This is a genomic window from Komagataeibacter sp. FNDCR2 (assembly GCF_021295395.1).
Taxonomy (GTDB): Bacteria; Pseudomonadota; Alphaproteobacteria; order Acetobacterales; family Acetobacteraceae; genus Komagataeibacter.
Map to the genome: position 1 here is coordinate 2,464,629 of NZ_JAIWOU010000001.1, position 19,344 is coordinate 2,483,972.

Genomic DNA, 19,344 nt, shown 5'->3' on the forward strand with positions numbered 1-19,344 from the left:
TCTAGCATGTTCACGGCACTTCATGGAACAGTCCGGCCCCGCCGGGGTGGTAAATCAGTCGGCCGCCAGCGCCAGCGCCTTGCGGTTCATGACGGTGCTGACATGGTCTTCCAGCGCTTCGGCCACCTGTTCGGCATGGTTGGCGAAGACGTGGTCGGCCCCCTTGAAGATACGGTAATCCACCGTCACGCCCTTCTGGGTGTTCAGCTTGTCCACCAGCTTGCGGATGGCGGGCTCGGGCACGAGTTCGTCGTTCTCCCCCGCGATCATGAGCCCACCGCACGGACACGGCGCGAGAAAGCCGAAATCGTAATGGTTGGCGGGCGGCGCGACACTGATCCAGCCGGTGATTTCGGGGCGGCGCATGAGCAGTTGCATGCCCACGAACGCACCGAAGGAATACCCCGCGATCCACAGCCCGCTGGCGTTCGGGTTGATCATCTGCATCCAGTCAAGCGCGGCGGCGGCGTCCGAAATCTCGCCAATGCCGCCGTCGTAGCGCCCCTGTGAGCGGCCCACCCCGCGTGAGTTGTAGCGCATGACCGAGAAGCCCATTTTCTCGAACGCGCGATACATCGCGTAGGTGATGCGGTTATTCATGGTCCCGCCGTGCAGCGGATGGGGATGAAGCACCAGCGCAAGCGGCGCGTTGGGCGCGCTTGAATGGTGGTATCGACCTTCCAGGCGGCCATCAGGGCCGGCAAACATGACCTCAGGCATAGGTGTCCCGCATTTGCGTTTCCCCGTGCATTCCAGGCATTGCATCGGGAACAGTTGCTGTTACAGCCCGCCCGACCGGCGATGCCCCGTCAGGTCGGCAGGCAGAGAAAACACCATTACCCGTCAGTTATCCGTGCGCGGAGCAGGAATTACCCTGTATTCATCCGGTGGCAACATGACGGAAAATAGAATTGATCCGGTCTGGCACACCAGCCCGAAAGTATGCCAACCCACCTTATTATGGGTATGACGCCTACCAGATAAAAGTGCATCTTCGGCAGGCGTGCCCTGCGCGGGGGGCAGATATGGCGGTAGCTGGCGCGGCCCGGGCGTGGGAGCAAAGGGGTTTTCCGCCATCGGGCCGGGTGTATCGTGTCGGTTCGCTCTCCTTGCCATGCCCGGCGAGCGGGCGGGCGACATTGAGGCAGCGGTATGGGCACGGGTGTTTCCACCCCCATAACACGTTGCAATAAATATTATGTTGCGCTGCCTTATAGCGGTGTGGATTCCCAAAATGCCAGATAAATCGTAATTCCCGTCGCAAAAGGACTTGGCGTAACCCATATGGCTGGACAGCACGCGACCCCACCGGGGCGCTTTACCTATCTCGACGCGAACGCATCCGAGCCGATCCGGCCCGAGGCGCTCGCGGCCATGACGCAGGCGGCACAGGTGGCGGGCAATCCCGCTTCCGTGCACCGTGCGGGGCGGAGCGCCCGCGCGCTTCTTGAAACCGCGCGTGAGGAACTGGCCGCCCTGTTTGGTGTCACGGCGGAAAACTGCGTGTTCACCTCCGGCGGCACGGAAGCCAACGTGCTGGCGATCGGGGCGCAGGCGGGGGGCAGGCGCGTCCTGTACGGGGCGACGGAACATGACGCGGTGCGCGCCGCCGCCACCGGGGCGGGCGTCATTCCCGTGCGGGCGGAGGGGATGGTGGACATCGCGGCGCTGGAGCGCATGCTGGCGGCTGACGCCACACCGGCGCTGGTCTGTGTGATGCTGGCCAATAACGAGACCGGGGTCATCAACCCGCTGCCCGAAATAGCGCGTCTGTGCCGCGACCATGGTGCGCTTTTGCATGTCGATGCCGTGCAGGCCGCCGGGCGCATCCCCTTCACGCCGCAGGAACTGGGTGCCGACAGCGTGGCGATTTCGGGCCATAAATTCGGCGGGCCGAAGGGGGCTGGCGCGTTGTTGCTGGCGGGTGGGCGGTTTCGCAGCCTTGCCCCCCTCCTGGCGGGCGGGGGGCAGGAACAGGGGCGGCGCGGGGGCACGCCCGCGCTCCCCGCCATCGCGGGCATGGCGGCTGCGGCGCGCGTGGCCGTTGCGGGCATGCAGGCGCAGGCCGGGCGGCTGGGCGCGTGGCGTGAGCGGATCGAGACGGCCGCCGTGGCTGCGGGGGCGCGGATCTGTGGCGCGGATGCGCCGCGCCTTGCCAATACCAGCGCGCTGCTCCTGCCGGGGCGGGCGGCGCAGACCCAGCTTATCGCGCTGGACATGGCGGGGTATGGCGTATCGGCGGGATCGGCCTGTTCATCGGGAAAGGTGGCGCGCTCGCACGTGCTCCAGGCCATGGGGCTGGGCGCGGATGCCGGTTGCGCCATTCGCGTCTCCCTGCCGTGGTCGGTCACCGGGGCGGAGGTCGAGGGCTTCATCGCCGCCTATACGGCCATGGCCGGGCGGCTTGGCACACAGGCGAAGGGCCGGACATGAACGCAGGTGAGCTGATCTATCTGGATTATCAGGCGACAACCCCGTGCGATCCCCGCGTGGTGGCGGAGATGCTGCCGTGGTTCACGCAGCACTTCGCCAACCCGCACAGCCTTGACCATGCCGCCGGGCGCGCGGCGCATGACGCGGTGGAACAGGCCCGTGCCGATGTCGCCGCCCTGCTGGGCGCGCAGGCCCGTGAGGTCGTGTTCACATCAGGTGCGACGGAGGCCAACAACCTCGCCATCAAGGGGGCGGTCCGTCACCTGCGCGAACGCGGTGATGCGCGCGCGCGGGTGATAACCGTGGCGACCGAGCATAAATGCGTGCTGGAATCCGTGCGCGATCTTGGCCGCGAGGGCTGTGAGCCGGTCATCCTGCCCGTCCGCCCCGATGGCACGCTGGACCCGGACGTGCTGGCCCGCGCGCTGGAGGTGCCGACCCTGCTGGTCAGCATCATGGCCGCCAATAACGAAACCGGGGTGTTGCAGGATCTGGCCGCGCTCGCGCCACTGGTGCGCGGTGCGGGCGCGTTGCTGCACAGCGATCTGGCGCAGGCGGCGGGCAAGGTGGATGTGGACGTGCGGGCGTGGGATCTCGATCTGGCGTCGGTCTCCGCGCACAAGCTGTATGGGCCGAAGGGAATTGGCGCGCTTTATGTCCGCCGCAGGCCACGGGTGCGCCTGGCGCCGCTGTTTTCCGGTGGTGGGCAGGAGCGTGGCCTGCGTTCGGGCACGCTGCCCGCGCCGCTGGTCATCGGTTTCGGCGCCGCCTGCCGCATCGCGCGCGCCGAAGGGGCGGCGGAGCGCGCGCGTGTCGCCCAGTTGCGCGACCGGCTGCTCGCGGCATTACGGGCCGGGTGTGGCGGCGTGCATGTGCATGGCGGCATGACGGGGCGGCTGGCCGGAAACCTCAACCTGCGTTTCGAGGGGGTGCGGGCGGTGGACCTGCTGGCCGCCGTGCCGGGGCTCTGCCTGTCCACCGGCTCGGCCTGTTCCTCGGCCGAGGTGGTGCCCTCCTACGTGCTGACGGCCATGGGTCTTGACGCATCGCGGGCGGCACAAGGCTTGCGTCTGGCCGTCGGACGCTATACCTCAGCCGCCGATGTGGATCGCGCGGCGGGGATCCTGTGCCAGGCAGTGGCACGATGCCGCGCGGCAGGTAGCCCTTCGTCGGGATGAAGGGCGCGTAGCACAGGCAGGATGGAAAAATGGCGCATATCGTATTCATCGAGCGTGACGGCACCCGCCGCGAGGTCGCGGCCCCGCTGGGTCTGTCGGTTCTGGAAATCGCCCACAAAAACGGCATCGACCTTGAGGGCGCATGCGAAGGCTCGCTGGCCTGCGCGACCTGCCATGTGGTGGTGGACCCCGAATGGGCCCCGAAACTCACCGCCCCCACCGAGGACGAGGAAGACATGCTGGATCTGGCCTTCGGGCTGGAAAAGACATCCCGGCTGGGCTGCCAGATCGTGATGACCGAAGCCCTGGACGGTCTTGTCGTGCGCCTGCCGCGCACGGCCTGAGGGGACGGGCCATGTCGCGGGCGCGCCCTGTTGTGCGCCGTTGCGTGACATGATGTTTGACGCGCGGCATCCGTGGGGCCGATAGTCCTGCGGGCCGTTGCTGTTATGGAAAGTGGAACCGAGCCATGCGCATTCTTGTGGCCATGTCCGGCGGGGTGGACAGCTCCGTCGTCGCCGCGCGTCTGGTGGACGAGGGGCACGAGGTGATCGGCGCCACGCTCCAGCTCTATGATTCGCGTGAAAGCACGAAAAAGGGCGCATGCTGCGCGGGGCGCGACATTCACGACGCGCGCCGCGTGGCCGACCGCCTTGGCATCCCCCATTACGTGATCGACGCCGAACGCCGGTTTCAGGACAGCGTGATCGGCACCTTCGCCGATGCCTACGCCGCGGGCGAGACCCCGGTACCCTGTGTCGCGTGCAACCAGGGCGTGAAGTTCACCGACCTGCTGGGCATGGCGCGCGACCTTGGCGCGGACGCCATGGCCACCGGCCATTACGTCCGCCGGATCGAGGGGCCGGAAGGGGCGGAACTGCACCGCCCCATGGATGCCGGGCGCGACCAGTCATGGTTCCTGTTCGCGACCACGCGCGCGCAGCTTGATTTCCTGCGTTTCCCGCTGGGTGACATGCCCGACAAGGCTGCCGTGCGCGCCGAGGCCGAGCGTTTCGGCCTTGCCGTCGCCACCAAGCCGGACAGCCAGGACCTGTGCTTCGTGACCGATGGCTCCTATGCCGGGCTGGTGGAAAAGCTGCGCCCCGATGTGAGCGGCGCGGGCGAGATCGTCGATCAGGCGGGGCATGTGCTTGGCCGGCACGAAGGGGTGAGCCGTTACACCGTGGGCCAGAGCAAGCGGCTGGGCAACGCCGCCATGGTGGCGGGCGCGCGCCAGATGGTGGTGGGCATCCAGCCCGCGACCCGGCGCGTGGTGATCGGCCCGCGCACGCAGGCCGTCTCCCGCACGCTGATGCTGCGCGACATGAACTGGCTGGTGCCCCCGCCGGGGCCCGAGGGGCTGCGCTGCGCCGTGCAGATCCGCGCGCGTGAGGCGGCCCGCCCCGCCACGGTATGGCAGGCGGAAGGCAACGGCGCGCGCGTAGTGCTTGATGACGGCGCGGTGCCCGCGCCGGGACAGGCCTGCGTGATGTACGTGGGCAGCAGGGTTATGGGGGGTGGCTTTATCCGCCGGTCCGAAAGCGAAGGGAAAGTCGCATCATGAGTGATGGTATTCTGGTCATTGGCACGCGCCGGTATTCGTCATGGTCGCTGCGTGGCTGGCTTGCCGTGCGGCTGGCCGGGCTGGATGTGCGCGAACAGGTGATCCCGCTGGCCGATAACGGGGAGACCGCCGCCATCCGCACCATCTCCCCCAATGGCAAGGTGCCCTATCTTGAACATTGTGGCGTCGCGGTGTGGGAGAGCCTCGCCATCTGCGAATACTGCGCCGAGCAGGCGGCCGGCCTGTGGCCCGCCGACCCGCGCCAGCGCGCCTATGCCCGCAGCATTTCAGCCGAGATGCATGCCGGTTTCCGCGCCCTGCGCCAGGCCATGCCCATGAATACGGGGCGTGAGAACACCCCGCTCGTCGCAGGCACCACGCAGGACATCGACGCCGAGATTTCACGCATCGACGGGATCTGGACGGAAGCCCGGCTGGACTTTGGCGCGGGCGGGCCGTTCCTGTTCGGCGCCACGTTTGGCATGGCCGATGTCATGTTCGCGCCCATCGTCTCGCGTTTCCTGTCGTACGGCATCAGCCCCTCGCCGGAATCGCAGGCGTACATGACCGCCGTGCGGGCCCACCCGCTGGTTGATGAATGGTACCAGAAAGCGGCGCAGGAACCCAAGGAATGGCGGCAGGCCCGGTTTGAGGATATTGCCTGACGCCACGCCCCTCCCCCCGGGGCGCGTGGCGGTCGTACTCCCCCCGCGTGAGGGGTTCGCCACCGGGGCCGTGGGGGCGATCGGCCTTCAGGTCGCGGCCCTTGCGGGTCCGGATGACGTGATCGTCGGCCCCCCGCCCGCCGGGGCGTCCCTGCTGCCGGGGCATGAATACCGGCCCGTGCGGCCGGGCCTGTGGCCGCCGGGGGGGCGCAGCCTGCGTTACGCCGCCGCCGTGGCCCGCACCGTGCGGGACATCGCGCCCGCCGTGGTGGAGGTGCATAACCGCCCGGACATCGCCCATTACATCGCCCGCCACCACCCCGGCCAGAAGGTGCTGCTGGTGCTGCATAACGATCCGCAGGGCATGCGCGGCGCGGATACGCCCGCGTTGCGCGCGGCGCTGCTGGCGCGCATGGGGGTGGCCTGCGTGTCCGGATGGGTGCGGCAGCGTTTTGTCGCGGGCCTGCCCGACAGCGCGGGCCGGCAGGTCGGCCTTTCCCCCAATGGCGTGGCGCTGCCCGTATCCGTGCCGCCCCAGTCCGCGCGCGGGCGGGTGCTGCTGTTTGCCGGGCGCGTGGTGGCGGATAAGGGGGCGGACCTGTTCGTCGCCGCCTGTGAACGCTTAAGGCCCGACCACCCGGACTGGCGGTTCGAGATGATCGGCGCGGACCGCTTTCGCGATGATGCGCCCGCCACACCGTTCGTGAACGCGCTTGCGCCACGGGCGCGGGCGGCGGGGGTGGACGCGGCAGGCTACCGCCCGCATGCGGATGTGCTGGACGCCATGGCGCGGGCCGCCATTGTCGTGGTGCCCAGCCGCTGGCCCGAACCCTTTGGCCTGACCGCACTCGAAGCCATGGCCGCCGGGGCCGCCCTGGTCGCGGCCCCCACCGGCGGATTGCCCGAAGTCGTGGGTGATGGCGGCGTCCTGTGCGCCCCCGAACCCGTGGCCGGGCTGGCGCGGGCCATCGGCACGCTTATGGATAGCCTGGCGGCGCGCGAAGCCCTGGCCGCGCGCGGGCGGGCGCGGGCGGCGCGGTTCAGCGTGGAACATGCCCGCGCCTGCCGGGCCGCGCGGCGCCTTGCCGCCCTGCGTGGGGGCGGCGGCTGACCGGCTTTTGGATTTTTCTGCCCCGCCGGGTATGGGACACATCGCCCCATGGCCCTATATCTGGACAGACAAGGCCGACGCCCAGCGTCGCATAGAGTGAAAGACCGGAGGCTCCATGTCCGATACCATCCAGGCCGCGCCCGTCGCCGCGGCCCAGAACGCCCTCGTGCCGGTTACGGTGCTGACCGGCTTTCTGGGCGCGGGCAAGACGACCCTGCTCAACCATATCCTGACCGCCCAGCATGGCCGCAAATACGCGGTGGTGGTGAACGAGTTCGGTGAACTCGGCGTGGACAACGACCTTGTGGTCGATGCCGACGAGGAAGTGTTCGAAATGAACAACGGGTGCATCTGCTGCACCGTGCGGGGCGACCTGATCCGTATCCTCGGCAACCTCATGAAGCGGCGCGCGAAGTTCGACGGCATCATTGTCGAGACCACGGGCCTTGCCGATCCCGCCCCCGTGGCGCAGACGTTTTTCGTGGATGAGGACGTGCGCGGCAAGACCCGGCTCGATGCCGTGGTGACGGTGGTGGACGCCTACAACGTCCTTCAGACGCTTGATGAAAGCCCCGAGGCGGTCAACCAGATCGCCTTTGCCGATGTCATCATCCTCAACAAGACCGACCTTGTGGACGAAGTGGCGCTGGCGACCATCGAATCGCGCATCCGTTCGATCAACGCCGTGGGCCGCATCCACCGTGCGCAGCGCGGCGACGTGCCCCTGTCCGATGTGCTGGACCAAGGCGGGTTCGACCTCCAGCGCGCGCTGGAGCATGCGCCCCATTTCCTTGAAGACACCAGCCACTCCCACGAAGCGGACGTGACCTCGCTCTCCTATGAGGTGGAGGAGCCGCTGGACGCGGCGCGCTTTCAGGCATGGATCGGGGCGGTGCTGCAGGAACAGGGCGCTGACATCCTGCGCGCCAAGGGCATCCTGAACTACGCGGGCGAGGACAGGCGCTTCGCCTTCCAGGCCGTGCACATGATGGCCGATGGCGACTTTATCGGTCCGTGGAAGGAAGGGGAAAAACGGGTCTCCCGCCTTGTCTTCATCGGGCGCAACCTCAATCGCCCGCAGCTTCGCCGTGGGTTTGAAAGCTGCCGTGTAAAATGAGCGAAGCCATGAACGACGCCATGTCCCCCTCGCTGCTGGAGCGGCGCGGGGCGATGCGCCAGCTTGAGGGACAGGTCACCGGCTGCGCCATCGCGCGCGACAGCCAGCAGGTCGCCTTCGCCACGGGGGAGGGTGATGTCGTCGTCGCCAGCCGTGCGGACTGGGGACGCTCCGATGCCTGGAACGTCACGACCGTGCATGACGGCGCGATTCTCGCCATTGCCCCCGACGCCGCTGAAACCGGCTTCCTGACCGGCGGGGACGACAACGCCCTGCGCCGCGTCGGCGCCGATGGCAGCGTGGCCGGTCTGGTCAGCGGGCGGCGGTGGATCGAACACATCACCACCTGGGCGGGGGACAGGGGCGGGGTCATCGCCTTCGCCTCGGGCAAGCAGGTCGAACTGCGTGACGCAACGGGGCATACGACGCTGAAGGTGCTGGATCATCCCTCCACCGTCAGTGGCATCGTGTTCGATGCGAAGGGCAAGCGTATCGCGGCCTCGCATTACAACGGGGCCTCGATGTGGTTCGTGCAGGCGAAAGTGGACACCGTGCGCCCGCTGGAATGGAAGGGCAGCCATATCGGCATCGCCATCCACCCGGCGGGGGAAGCGCTGGTGACCTCCATGCAGGAATCTGAACTGCATGGCTGGCGGCTTTCGGACGGGCACAACATGCGCATGAGCGGCTACCCGTCCAAGGTGCAGTCCATGGCCTTTACGCGCAACGGCAAGTGGCTTGTCACCAGCGGGGCGGATACGATCGTGATGTGGCCGTTCTTCGGCGGTGGCCCGATGGGCAAGCCGCCGGTCGAGGCGGGCGGCATTCCGGGCGTGATCTGCACCCGCATCGCCTGCCACCCGGTGCATGACATCGTGGCCGCCGGTTTTGCCGACGGCTCGGTGCTGATGGCCGATACCGCCGCCCAGCGCATATTGCCAGTCTGCACGGCCGGTGGCGGCCCGGTCTCGGCGCTGGCCTTCAGCCCCGATGGCTGCGCGCTGGCCTTCGGCACGGAAGATGGGCGCGCGGCCGTGGTCGACCTTTCGGCCAGATAGGCCAGTATTCCCGGCCATGCCGGAGGGGACGGATCAGCGCATGCGCGTGCTTCATGTCATGGCGGCCCGGGGCAACGGGGGGGCGGAACTCTATTCCACCGATGTCATGCTCAGCCTGCATGAAGCGGGGCTGGAACAGGTGGCGGTCATGCACCCCGCCGCCCCCCGGGTGGCCGCAATGCGGGGTGCCGGGATGACGGTGGAGACCGCGCCGCTGCGTATTCCGCTTCGCCCCGTGGCGCGTCACGCGCTGCGCCGCCTGATCGGGCGCGTGCGGCCCGACCTGATCCATTGCTGGCTGCGCCGCGCGGCTGAACTGGTGCCCGCCGGTACAGGCGTGCCGGTGATCGGCTGGTTCGGCAATTACAAGGATCTGCGTCCCTTCGCGCATTGCGACTATCTTGTCGGATGCACGGCGGACATGGCGCGCTCCATGCGTGAACGCGGCGCACCCGCGGATCGCGTGGCCTATATTCCCACTTTCCCGTCCGTCCGCCCCGAACCGCCGGTGGCGCGTCAGGCGCTCGACACCCCGGCGGATGCGCCCGTGCTGCTGGTGCTGTCACGCCTGCATCCGGCCAAGGGGCTGGAAACCCTGCTGGACGCGATGGTGGAGTTGCCGGGCTGTCACGTCTGGCTGGCGGGTGAGGGCGCACTGCGCGAGTCCCTCATGGCGCAGGCGGCGCGGCTGGGGCTGGCCCGGCGGGTTCATTTCCTGGGCTGGCGGTCGGATCGCGGGGCCTTGCTGGCGGCGGCGGATCTGTGTGTCCTGCCATCGCGTTATGAGCCGTTCGGGACTGTCATCCTCGATGCCTGGTCCACCGATGTGCCGCTGGTCGCCTGTGCGGCGGATGGCCCGCGCGCGCATATCCGCAACGCTGAAAACGGCATGCTGGTTCCCATTGACGACGCCCCCGCCCTTGCGGGCGCGATCCGTCAGGTGCTGGACGACCCGGCGCTGGCGGCGCGGATCGTGGCGGGGGGACGGCGCGATTACGAGACGTATTTTACCCGCCAGGCCGTCACCACCCAATGGCTCGAACTGTATGGGCGGGTGCTGTCAGCGCACCGCCGGTAGCGGCGGGGCGGCGGGGGGCGGGGGCCGCTTCGCCACTGGCGGGCGCGAGGCCATGCCATCAAGGAAGGCTTCCGCCAGCGCGGAATACAGGGCCTGCGAGCAGATCATGCGCGAGACGCCATAGGCGAGGAAGGACGTGGCGAGCAGCGCCAGCGTCACCTGCTGGTTGTCGCACATTTCCATAACGATGACGGACGCAGTCAGCGGCGACTGCACCACGGCCGAGAAATAGGCGACCGTGCCCAGCAGCACCACCGCCCCCGGTGTGGTATGCGGCAGGAACTGCGCCACCCAGCCGCCAAATCCCGCCCCGATGGCGAGTGAAGGGGCGAACAGCCCGCCCGGAATGCCCGAACAGTAGGAAATGATGGTGGCGATGAATTTCAGGATGAAGAAGGACGCGGGATAGTGCGTCTTGCCTTCTATGATCTCGTGGGCCTGGATATAGCCGGTGCCATAGGTGATCCCGTCCGACGCGATGCCGATCACGGCCAGCGCCAGCCCGCAGGTGGCCGCGAACGCCACGGGGCGGCCCCTGGCGAACCGGCCCAGCCCGCCCGGCAGCCCGCGTGTCGCGCGGATCAGGATGGCCGAGAACACACCGCCGCCAATCCCGCCCAGAATGCCGCAGGTCGGCACCGCGATCCAGCTTATGCCGATCGGCACCACCACGTCGGTATGGCCGAAATAGCTGTAGTTCCCCACCAGCGCGATGGCGGTCACACCCGACAGGATCACACCCGTCAGCATCGTGCCGCTGGTGCGCTGCTCGAACGAATGGCTGAGTTCCTCAATGGCGAACACGATGCCCGCCAGCGGCGTATTGAACGCGGCCGACACCCCCGACGCCCCGCCCGCCAGGATCAGCCCGCGCCGCATCCCCACGGTGGACAGGTTCAGCCACCGCCCGCAGGCATGCATGATGGCGGCCCCCACCTGCACGCTTGGCCCCTCGCGCCCGATGGATGCGCCCGCCAGCAGCCCCAGCGTGGTCAGCACGATCTTGCCCCCCGCCACCCGGAGCGAGAGCAGCCGGTCGATGATGGCGAAGTTCTCGATATGCAGCGTGGCGATGGTCTGGGGTATGCCGCTGCCCTGCGCGCCACGGAACCACGTGCGCGTAAGCCATGAAGACAGCGCAAGCCCCCCCGGCGTCATGACCAGCATGATCCATGGGTTGATGTGGATGATATGCGTGCGCACCGTGGCCGCCGCGTCCGCCGCCATGGCGAAGCCCACCGCCACCACGCCCACCATGATGGCCGCGGCCCAGCAGGCCAGCTTGCGTCGCCACTGTTCGGTGGTGATGCGGGCGGAACGGCGCAGGTGGCGCATATGCCGCCTGCGTATTTCGGTAAGGTCGGTGCGCATGACCGGCAATGCACTTTCAGTAACAGTACTGATAGACGGGACAGTACTGACAGATAAACCGGGGCACGGCAATCCGGTTGCTGGAAAAGGGGGGTATTTATCGCGGGCCAGCCTGTCGTTTTCCGGCCATCAGGCCGGATTTCGCACGGTACGCGCACCCCTGCGGCCCGGGGTTACGGCAACACCAGCACGCCTGTATGCTTGGCCTTGCGCTCGGGTTCGACATGGATGTTGATGAGTGCGTCCCCCAGTCCCTCGCGAAGGCCGGCCTCGACCCGGTCGCAGATATGGTGGGCGTTCTCGACGCTCATCGTGCCGGGTACGACCAGATGGAATTCGATGAAGGTCATGGCCCCCACGATCCGCGCGCGGATGTCATGCGCCTCCAGCGCGCCGGTGGCGGTCTGGGAAATGATGGCGCGGATCTGCCCCAGCGTTTCCGAATTCGGGGCTTCATCCATAAGCCCCCCGATGGAACTGCGCATCATGTCCCACCCGGTGCGCAGCACGTTCAGCGCGATCAGGGCCGCCAGCAGCGGGTCCAGCCACAGCCAGCCGGTCAGCGGGATCAGGATGAAACCGCACACCAGCGCGGCGGACGCCCACACATCGGACAGCACATGGTGCCCGCCCGCCACCAGCGCGGGCGAATGGTGCGCCCGCCCCAGCCGCAGCATGACCAGACCCCACACGAGGTTGAGCACCCCCGCCCCGGCGTTGAAGGTTACGCCCAGCAGGGAGTCGACCGGGGCGCGCAGGTTGTGAAACCCCACCCATGCCTCATGCGCGATGGTGATGGAGGTAATGACGACCAGCACCCCTTCGGCCACGGCGGAGAGGTATTCGGCCTTGTAATGGCCATAGGTATGGTTCTGGTCGGGCGGCAGGCTGGCGACACGCAGCGCCCACAGCCCGGCGATGGCGGACACCACGTTGATGATCGTCTCGATCGCATCGGAATACAGCGCGATACTGCCGGTGACGCGCCATGCCGTATATTTCATGCCCAGGGCCACCACGCTGATCGCGAGGCTGCACCAGGCGGCAAGGATCTTGGTGCTGGAATCGGAAATTATGCTCAACAGACGGGCCTTGGGGTCAGAAACTGTGGGCGCTGGCGAGAACGCAGTGGTCGGCATCGGTCAGGGTTTCGATCTGGAAGGTGGGATGAACGATGCCAAAGCGTGCCTGCAATTCCTGTGCCGCCCGGTGCAGCAGCCCCTCGGCGGCGTCGCCATTGTCACCGTGCCGGCGCACGAGATGGACCGTCAGCGCCGTTTCGGTGGTGCTGAGTGGCCAGATATGCAGGTCATGCAGGTCACATACGCCGGGCAGGGTGCGTAGATAGGCTTCGACCTGTGCGGGGTCAATGCCGCGTGGCACGCGGTCAAGCGCCATGTCCAGTGAATCGCGCAGCAGCGACCATGTCGCGATGATGACGGACAGCGACACGAACAGGCAGATGACGGGGTCGATCCGCAGCCATCCGGTCAGCAGGATCAGCCCGCCCCCCGCCACCACGGCCAGTGACATGAGCGCATCCGCCGCCATGTGCACGAATGCGCCACGCAGGTTGAGATCCTGCCGGCCGCCGCTGGCGAACAGCAGCGCCGTCCCCCCGTTGACCGCAATACCGATCCCGGCCACGACCATCACCGCCCCGCCCGCCACCGGGTGGGGCTGGATCAGGCGCAGCACGGCTTCCCACATGATCCCCCCGGTCACGACCAGCAGCGCCACCGCATTGCCCAGCGCCGACAGGATGGAGGACCGGCGCAGCCCGTAGGTGAAGTTGGTGGTGGGCGTGCGGCGCGACAGGATTTCCGCCAGCCATGCCGCCCCCAGCGCCAGCACGTCGGACAGGTTGTGCCCCGCATCCGCCAGCAGCGAAAGCGCGTGGCTGCGCACGCCCCATGCGGCCTCCCCCACCAGATAGGCAAGGTTGAGCCCGATCCCGATGGCGAACGCGTTGCCATAGGATGCGGGCGCATGCACATGGTGGTGGCCGAACAGGCCGCCGCGCCCATGGTCATGCCCGCAGTCATGGCCATGTTCCGCGTGGCTGGCGTGGTCGTGATCGTGGTCGTGATCATGGTTATGGGCATGGCCCGCATCGCCATGATCGTGCTGGCATTCGCCCATCGGGCAGCATCCATTCAGCGTGTGGAAAACTCAGGGTATCGCCACTTTCCTAGCAGAAGGTTGAGATATCCCACCAGCATTCACTTGCGGACTGCCGCGAAAGACTGCCCCCGGGACACCCCGCGAACCATAAGGAAGTTTCCGGCGCGGTTTTTTTCAAACAGCTTCTTAGCACATTTCGTACCGGCCCCCGGCATGATAAGGCAGCGCAGGCCTGCCCAGGCCCACACCACCATGGGAACGTGACCCGATGATCAGACTGACCGAACTGCGCCTGCCGCTCGACCATAACGAAGCCGCGCTGAGGCAGGCCGTGGCCGGGCGGCTGGGCGTGGCGGAAGCGGATGTGGGTGAGATCAGCGTTTTCCGTCGTGGCCACGATGCCCGCAAGCGCGGGCGGATCGTGCTGGTCTATACGGTGGACTGCCCGGTGCGCGATGAAGCGGGCGTGCTGGCCGCGCATGCGGGCGCGCGCGACATCATGCCCACGCCCGATACCGACTACCGCTTTGTCCTGAACGATGGCGCACGGCTTGCCGCGCGCGCGGGGTATGCGCGCCCGGTCGTGATCGGGGCGGGGCCATGCGGGCTCATGGCGGCGCTGGTGCTGGCGCAGATGGGCCTGCGCCCGCTGGTGCTCGAACGTGGCAAGGCGGTGCGCGCGCGCACGGCGGATACCTTCGCCCTATGGCGCAAATCCATCCTGACCCCCGAAAGCAATGTACAGTTCGGGGAAGGCGGGGCGGGCACCTTTTCCGACGGCAAGCTCTACAGCCAGGTCAGTGATCCCCGGCATTACGGGCGCAAGGTGCTGTCCGCCTTCGTGCGCGCCGGCGCGCCGGAGGAAATACTCTATCTTTCCCGCCCGCATATCGGGACCTTCCGGCTGGTCACGATGGTGGAGCATATCCGCGCCGAAATCGAATCCCTTGGCGGCGAATACCGCTTTGGCGCGCATGTCAGCGATTTCATAAGCCATGACGGGGGCGTGGAAGGCCGCCGCATCACCGGCCTGCGTCTGGCCGATGGGGAGGAGATCAGCGCCACCCACGTCGTGCTGGCCATAGGCCACAGCGCGCGCGATACCTTCGCCGCGCTGCATGCGGCGGGGGTGGAGATGGTGGCCAAGCCCTTTTCCATCGGGGTGCGGATCGAGCATCCGCAATCCCTCATCAACACCGCCCGTTATGGCCAGCCCGGCACCATGCCCCTGCTGGGGGCGGCGGATTACAAGCTGGTGCATCATGCCGGCAATGGCCGGGCGGTCTATTCGTTCTGCATGTGCCCCGGCGGCACGGTGGTCGCGGCCACGTCCGAGCCGGGGCAGGTGGTGACCAACGGGATGAGCCAGTATTCCCGCGCCGAGCGTAATGCCAATGCGGGAATCGTGGTGGGGGTCACGCCCGAGCGCGACTACCCCGGCGGTCCGCTGGCCGGGATCGCCTTCCAGCGTGAATGGGAGCGCAGGGCGTTCGTGGCCGGAGGGGGCGCCTATTTCGCGCCCGCGCAACTGGTCGGGGATTTTCTTGATGGAAGGGCCTCCACCGCGCTGGGTGATGTCGTACCGTCCTATCGCCCCGGTGTGACGCCCACGGATCTGTCCACCTGCCTGCCCGGTTTCGTAACGGATGCCATACGTGAGGCGCTGCCCGCGTTCGATCGCAAGCTGGCCGGTTTTTCCATGCGTGACGCGGTCATGACGGGGGTGGAGACGCGCACCTCCTCGCCGTTGCGGATTCCGCGCGGGGTGGACGGGCAGGGTGTGAACCTGCGCGGCCTGTTCCCGGCGGGCGAGGGCGCGGGCTATGCCGGGGGCATCCTGTCCGCCGGGATAGACGGCATCCGCATTGCGGAAGCGGTGGCCCTGTCGCTTGCGGGGCGGCAGGTGGAACAGGGGATGCAGCGCGGTATGGTCCATGCCTCCGACGCGCAGTGACCGGGCGGCATGAACTGGGCGGCCCCGGCCCGCTATAGCGGCCTGCATGGCTTCCATCGCTACTGGGGCAAGAAGCCGCTGGAGCCGTTGCGCCATCTTGTCACGCTTCTCAGCCAGCCGGGCGATCTCGTGGCCGATCCCTTCATGGGAACGGGCGCGATCGCGGGGGACGTGGTGCGCGGGGGCAGGCGCTTCGCCGGGGCCGATCTCAATCCACTGGCGGTCCAGTTGGCCCGTTTCCTGGCCGAACCGGGGGATGCGGCCACCACCGGCGCGGCCCTTGCCCATATGGAACGCACGCAGCGCCCGGAAATAGAGCGGACCTATCGCACGGCGGATGGGCGTATCGCCACCCACATCCTGTGGAACGGTACGGACATCGAGGCCGTGTGGCGCCGCCCCGCAAGCGGGCGGCTGCGCGAATCCCGCCCCCCGCAGGCGGCCGATCATGCCAGCGCGGCCCGGCACGCGGCCTATTATCCCCATGGCTGGCGGCGGCTGGGCCTGTATGACAATGGCCGGATCAACGCGGCCGCGGGGCTGGACTGGCCCGACCTGTTCACCGGCCGCGCGCTGCGCAATATCGACATGCTGCTGGGCGCGATCCGGCGGGTGGAGGACACGGTGCTGCGCCGTGCGCTGGAACTCACGCTTACGGCGGGGGTGGGCCAGATGTCGCGCATGGTGTGCGCGCTGACGCGGCAGGGGCGCGTCGATCCGGGAAGCTGGACCATGGGCTACTGGCGTCCCGCGCGGCATTTCGAATGTAATGTCTGGAATGGCTTCGCCCTGCGCGCGGCCCGGCTGATGCGCGCGCTCAGGGGGGTACGGCCCGGCGCGGCCCCGGTCGTGGATCTGGCGCGCCTGCTGGCGCATACGGCCCCCGCCGCGACGCTGGCCTGCATGGATGGCGGGGATTTCGTGGCGGCGCTGCCCGCGCGTGGCGTGCAGCTTGTCCTGACCGACCCGCCGCATGGTGACCGCGTGCCCTATCTGGAGCTGAGCGAGATGTGGAACGCCATGCTGGGGCTGGATGTGGCGATGGCGCGTGAAATCGTGGTGTCCAACGCGCGCGGGCGCGACAAGGGCACGGCGGCCTATGACCGTGCGCTGTCCGCCATCATGGCCGGATGCGCCGCAAGGATCCGGCCCGGTGGCTTTGTGGTGAGCATGTTCAATTCGGCCCGGCGTGGTGACTGGAGCGGTCTCGCCGCCACGGGCGGGCAGCCGGGCATGGTGCTTCTGGGCAGTATGCCGCTGGCCTATTCCGCGCGTTCCCTTGCGCAGGACCTGCGGTCCGGCGCGCTGCGGGGCGACCATGTGGTGGTCCATGCCCGCCTGCCGGTCGATCCCGCCCGCCACGCGGCGCTACGCGCCCTGCCCGGCTGGCGGGAGGACGCGCCGCCGGGCATGTAGCGGGCACCTACAGGAAGGAAACGGGGTCGATATCCACATCGATCCGCGCGCCGCGTTCGGGCCTGACACGGCCCAGCCATTCCCGTACGATCGGCTGCACCGCGATATTGCGCCGCGCGCGCAGCAGCAGCCGGTGGCGGTGCCGCCCGCGCAATATGGCCAGCGGGGCGGGGGCGGGGCCAAGCACCTGCACGCCGTCCAGGCGCGGGGCGTCCCGGCCCAGCGCGCGCGCGGTCAGCTCGGCCGCTTCCGGCGTGTCGGCGCTGACGATCAGGGCCACCAGCCTGCCATAGGGCGGCCAGAAACCGGGGCGGCGCTGTTCGGCCTCCTGCTGCATGAAACTGTCGAAATCACCCGATACCAGCGCCTGCATGACCGGGTGGTCGGGCACGTAGCTTTGCAGAAGCACGCGGCCCGGCGCTTCGGCCCGGCCCGCCCGGCCCGCCACCTGATGCAGGAGCTGCACCGTGCGTTCCGACGCCCGCAGGTCGCCCCCCCCCAGCCCGAGATCCGCATCCACGATTCCCACCAGCGTCAGGTGGGGGAAGTGCCAGCCCTTGGCCACGATCTGCGTGCCGATCACAAGGTCGATCTCACGGCGGGCGATGCGCTCGACCGCGGCGGCGGTGGCGGCGGGGCCGCTCAGCGTATCGCTGGCCATGACCAGTATCCGCGCATCGGGAAAGGTGGCGCGCGCTTCCTCCGTTATCCGCTCCACGCCGGGGCCGATGGGGGTCAGGCTGTCGGTATCGGCGCATTTGGGGCAGGTCTGGGGAATGGGCTCGTCATAGCCGCAGTGGTGACAGGTCAGGATATGGCGCGCGCGGTGTTCGACCAGCCACGCGGTGCAGTTGGGGCACTGCATGCGGTGGCCGCAGGTGCGGCACAGCGTCAGCGGCGCGTAGCCCCGGCGGTTGAGGAACAGCATCGCCTGTTCGCCGCGCCCGATGGCGTCATTGATCGCGCCCGTCAGCACCGGCGAAAGGAACAGCCCGCGCTCCGGCGGGTCGGCGCGCATGTCCAGCGTGCGCACTTCGGGCATGGTGGCGTTGCCGTGGCGGGCGTTGAGCCGCAGGTGGCGGTAACGCCCCGCGCCGACATTGGCCAGACTTTCCAGGCTGGGCGTGGCCGAGACCAGGATAACCGGCGCACGGCTCATGCGCGCGCGGACCACGGCCATGTCGCGGGCGTGATAGGTTACGCCGTCTTCCTGCTTGAAGGCGGTTTCGTGTTCCTCATCCACGATGATCAGGCCAAGCTGGTCAAAGGGCAGGAACAGCGCCGAACGCGCGCCCACCACCACGCGCGCCGTGCCGTCGGCCACCGCCCGCCATGTCACCCGGCGCAGGCGCGCGCCAAGGTCGGAATGCCACAGGGCGGGCTCCGCGCCAAAGCGGCGGGCGAAGCGGCCGGTCCACTGGGCGGACAGCGCGATTTCAGGCAGCAGGACCAGCGCCTGCCTGCCTGTTTCCAGGCATGCGGCAATGGCCTCCATGTAGATCTCGGTCTTGCCGGAGCCGGTCACGCCTTCCAGCAGGGTGATGGAAAATCCTTTCTCCGCCACACGGTCGCGCAGTTCACCCGCCACCTGCGCCTGTTCGCCTTCCAGCCGTGGGGGGCAGTGCGCCGGGTCGGGTGGGGCGAAGGGCGGCGGGGCGGGGATGTCCACGGCCTCAAGCGCGCCCGCCTGCGCCAGTCCCCGGATCACGGCGGCGCCGACCCCGGCCCGGCGCGCCAGTTCCGCCGTGGGCAGGGGCGGGGGAGAGGCCGCGATGTCCAGCACCTTCTGGCGGGCGGGCGTAAGCCGTAGCCCGGCGGGCTGCGCATGGGCGCCCCGCCACCCGCTGGCGGGACGGGGCAGCGGGGCCAGCGCATTGGCGCGCAGCGCCATGGCCAGCACCATGCCGGGCGGGGACAGGGTATAGGCGGCCACCCAGTCCACGAACTGGCGCAACTGCGCGGGCAGCGGCGGCAGATCGGCGCGCGCGGTCACGGGCTTGAGGCGGCTGGCGGCGACTTCCTTCTGGGGCGGGGGCATGAATTCGGGCGGCAGGTGGGGGGCTTCATCCCATATCACGCCGGTTTCCGTGCGGCGGCCCAGCGGCACGGTGACAATATCCCCCGGCCCCGCATCGGCCAGCCGGGGGGGCAGGAGGTAGTCGAGCGGCCCGGCGAAGGGCAGTGTGAGCATGACCCGCACCCGCCGCCCGGTGGGGGTGGGTAGCAGCTCTGCCTGCGAAGGATTGCGATGCGGCATGTGTTTTTCTACCGTCAT

The 19,344-nt window shown here is 68.4% G+C and carries 16 protein-coding genes; 11 read left to right on the top strand and 5 right to left on the bottom strand.

The annotated features are described in order from the left end of the window. Positions 1 to 54: 54 nt before the first annotated feature. On the bottom strand, positions 55 to 720 hold the full coding sequence (locus LDL28_RS11790; protein ID WP_233058719.1) for an alpha/beta hydrolase: 666 nt from the start codon (positions 718 to 720) through the stop codon (positions 55 to 57). A 564-nt stretch (positions 721 to 1,284) separates the two neighbouring features. Between LDL28_RS11790 and LDL28_RS11795 the strand changes: the two genes are divergently transcribed. From LDL28_RS11795 to LDL28_RS11835, 9 genes are all read left to right on the top strand, one after another. Beyond that, on the top strand, positions 1,285 to 2,433 hold the full coding sequence (locus tag LDL28_RS11795) for a cysteine desulfurase family protein (RefSeq protein WP_233058720.1): 1,149 nt from the start codon (positions 1,285 to 1,287) through the stop codon (positions 2,431 to 2,433). Next, a complete protein-coding gene (locus LDL28_RS11800; RefSeq protein ID WP_233058721.1) occupies positions 2,430 to 3,611 on the top strand; it encodes a cysteine desulfurase family protein in 1,182 nt (393 codons plus the stop codon). Before LDL28_RS11795 ends, LDL28_RS11800 begins: the two co-directional genes overlap by 4 nt. A gap of 29 nt (positions 3,612 to 3,640) precedes the next feature. After that, a complete protein-coding gene (locus LDL28_RS11805; RefSeq protein WP_183479468.1) occupies positions 3,641 to 3,955 on the top strand; it encodes a ferredoxin family 2Fe-2S iron-sulfur cluster binding protein in 315 nt (104 codons plus the stop codon). Positions 3,956 to 4,080: 125 nt separating this feature from the next. Next, entirely contained in the window at positions 4,081 to 5,175 is a 1,095-nt protein-coding gene (gene mnmA, locus LDL28_RS11810) for a tRNA 2-thiouridine(34) synthase MnmA (RefSeq protein ID WP_233058722.1), read from the top strand. Further along, a complete protein-coding gene (locus tag LDL28_RS11815) occupies positions 5,172 to 5,840 on the top strand; it encodes a glutathione S-transferase family protein (protein ID WP_233058723.1) in 669 nt (222 codons plus the stop codon). Before mnmA ends, LDL28_RS11815 begins: the two co-directional genes overlap by 4 nt. Next, positions 5,833 to 6,951 carry a glycosyltransferase family 4 protein gene (locus LDL28_RS11820; RefSeq protein ID WP_233058724.1) on the top strand — a complete coding sequence of 373 codons (1,119 nt, stop codon included), beginning with the start codon at positions 5,833 to 5,835 and terminating at the stop codon, positions 6,949 to 6,951. Before LDL28_RS11815 ends, LDL28_RS11820 begins: the two co-directional genes overlap by 8 nt. 115 nt (positions 6,952 to 7,066) lie before the next feature. After that, the gene (locus tag LDL28_RS11825; RefSeq protein ID WP_233058725.1) at positions 7,067 to 8,068 is read left to right on the top strand and encodes a GTP-binding protein; all 1,002 of its coding nucleotides are present in this window, start codon (positions 7,067 to 7,069) and stop codon (positions 8,066 to 8,068) included. Between the two features lie 8 nt (positions 8,069 to 8,076). Next, positions 8,077 to 9,126, top strand: a complete 1,050-nt coding sequence (locus LDL28_RS11830) for a WD40 repeat domain-containing protein (protein ID WP_370636329.1) — start codon at positions 8,077 to 8,079, stop codon at positions 9,124 to 9,126. A 40-nt stretch (positions 9,127 to 9,166) separates the two neighbouring features. After that, positions 9,167 to 10,204 (top strand): glycosyltransferase, encoded by a 1,038-nt coding sequence (locus LDL28_RS11835; RefSeq protein WP_233058727.1) that lies wholly within the window; start codon positions 9,167 to 9,169, stop codon positions 10,202 to 10,204. Here LDL28_RS11835 and LDL28_RS11840 read toward each other — a convergent pair. The 3 genes from LDL28_RS11840 to LDL28_RS11850 form a co-directional block, all read right to left on the bottom strand. Further along, positions 10,187 to 11,539 carry a chloride channel protein gene (locus LDL28_RS11840; protein WP_233059287.1) on the bottom strand — a complete coding sequence of 451 codons (1,353 nt, stop codon included), beginning with the start codon at positions 11,537 to 11,539 and terminating at the stop codon, positions 10,187 to 10,189. The genes LDL28_RS11835 and LDL28_RS11840 overlap by 18 nt on opposite strands. Positions 11,540 to 11,748: 209 nt before the next feature. Next, positions 11,749 to 12,657 (bottom strand): cation diffusion facilitator family transporter, encoded by a 909-nt coding sequence (locus tag LDL28_RS11845; protein ID WP_255663141.1) that lies wholly within the window; start codon positions 12,655 to 12,657, stop codon positions 11,749 to 11,751. A 16-nt stretch (positions 12,658 to 12,673) separates the two neighbouring features. Then, positions 12,674 to 13,717 (bottom strand): cation diffusion facilitator family transporter, encoded by a 1,044-nt coding sequence (locus tag LDL28_RS11850; protein WP_233058728.1) that lies wholly within the window; start codon positions 13,715 to 13,717, stop codon positions 12,674 to 12,676. Between the two features lie 250 nt (positions 13,718 to 13,967). Between LDL28_RS11850 and LDL28_RS11855 the strand changes: the two genes are divergently transcribed. Together LDL28_RS11855 and LDL28_RS11860 are read left to right on the top strand one after the other, a co-directional pair. Then, on the top strand, positions 13,968 to 15,653 hold the full coding sequence (locus LDL28_RS11855; RefSeq protein WP_233058729.1) for an NAD(P)/FAD-dependent oxidoreductase: 1,686 nt from the start codon (positions 13,968 to 13,970) through the stop codon (positions 15,651 to 15,653). 9 nt (positions 15,654 to 15,662) lie between these two features. After that, positions 15,663 to 17,069, top strand: a complete 1,407-nt coding sequence (locus LDL28_RS11860; RefSeq protein ID WP_233058730.1) for a DNA methyltransferase — start codon at positions 15,663 to 15,665, stop codon at positions 17,067 to 17,069. A 7-nt stretch (positions 17,070 to 17,076) separates the two neighbouring features. On the opposite strand, the gene LDL28_RS11865 is transcribed toward LDL28_RS11860, so the two are convergent. Next, positions 17,077 to 19,326, bottom strand: coding sequence for a primosomal protein N' (locus tag LDL28_RS11865; RefSeq protein ID WP_233059289.1), 2,250 nt, complete (start codon positions 19,324 to 19,326; stop codon positions 17,077 to 17,079). Positions 19,327 to 19,344: the final 18 nt, after the last annotated feature.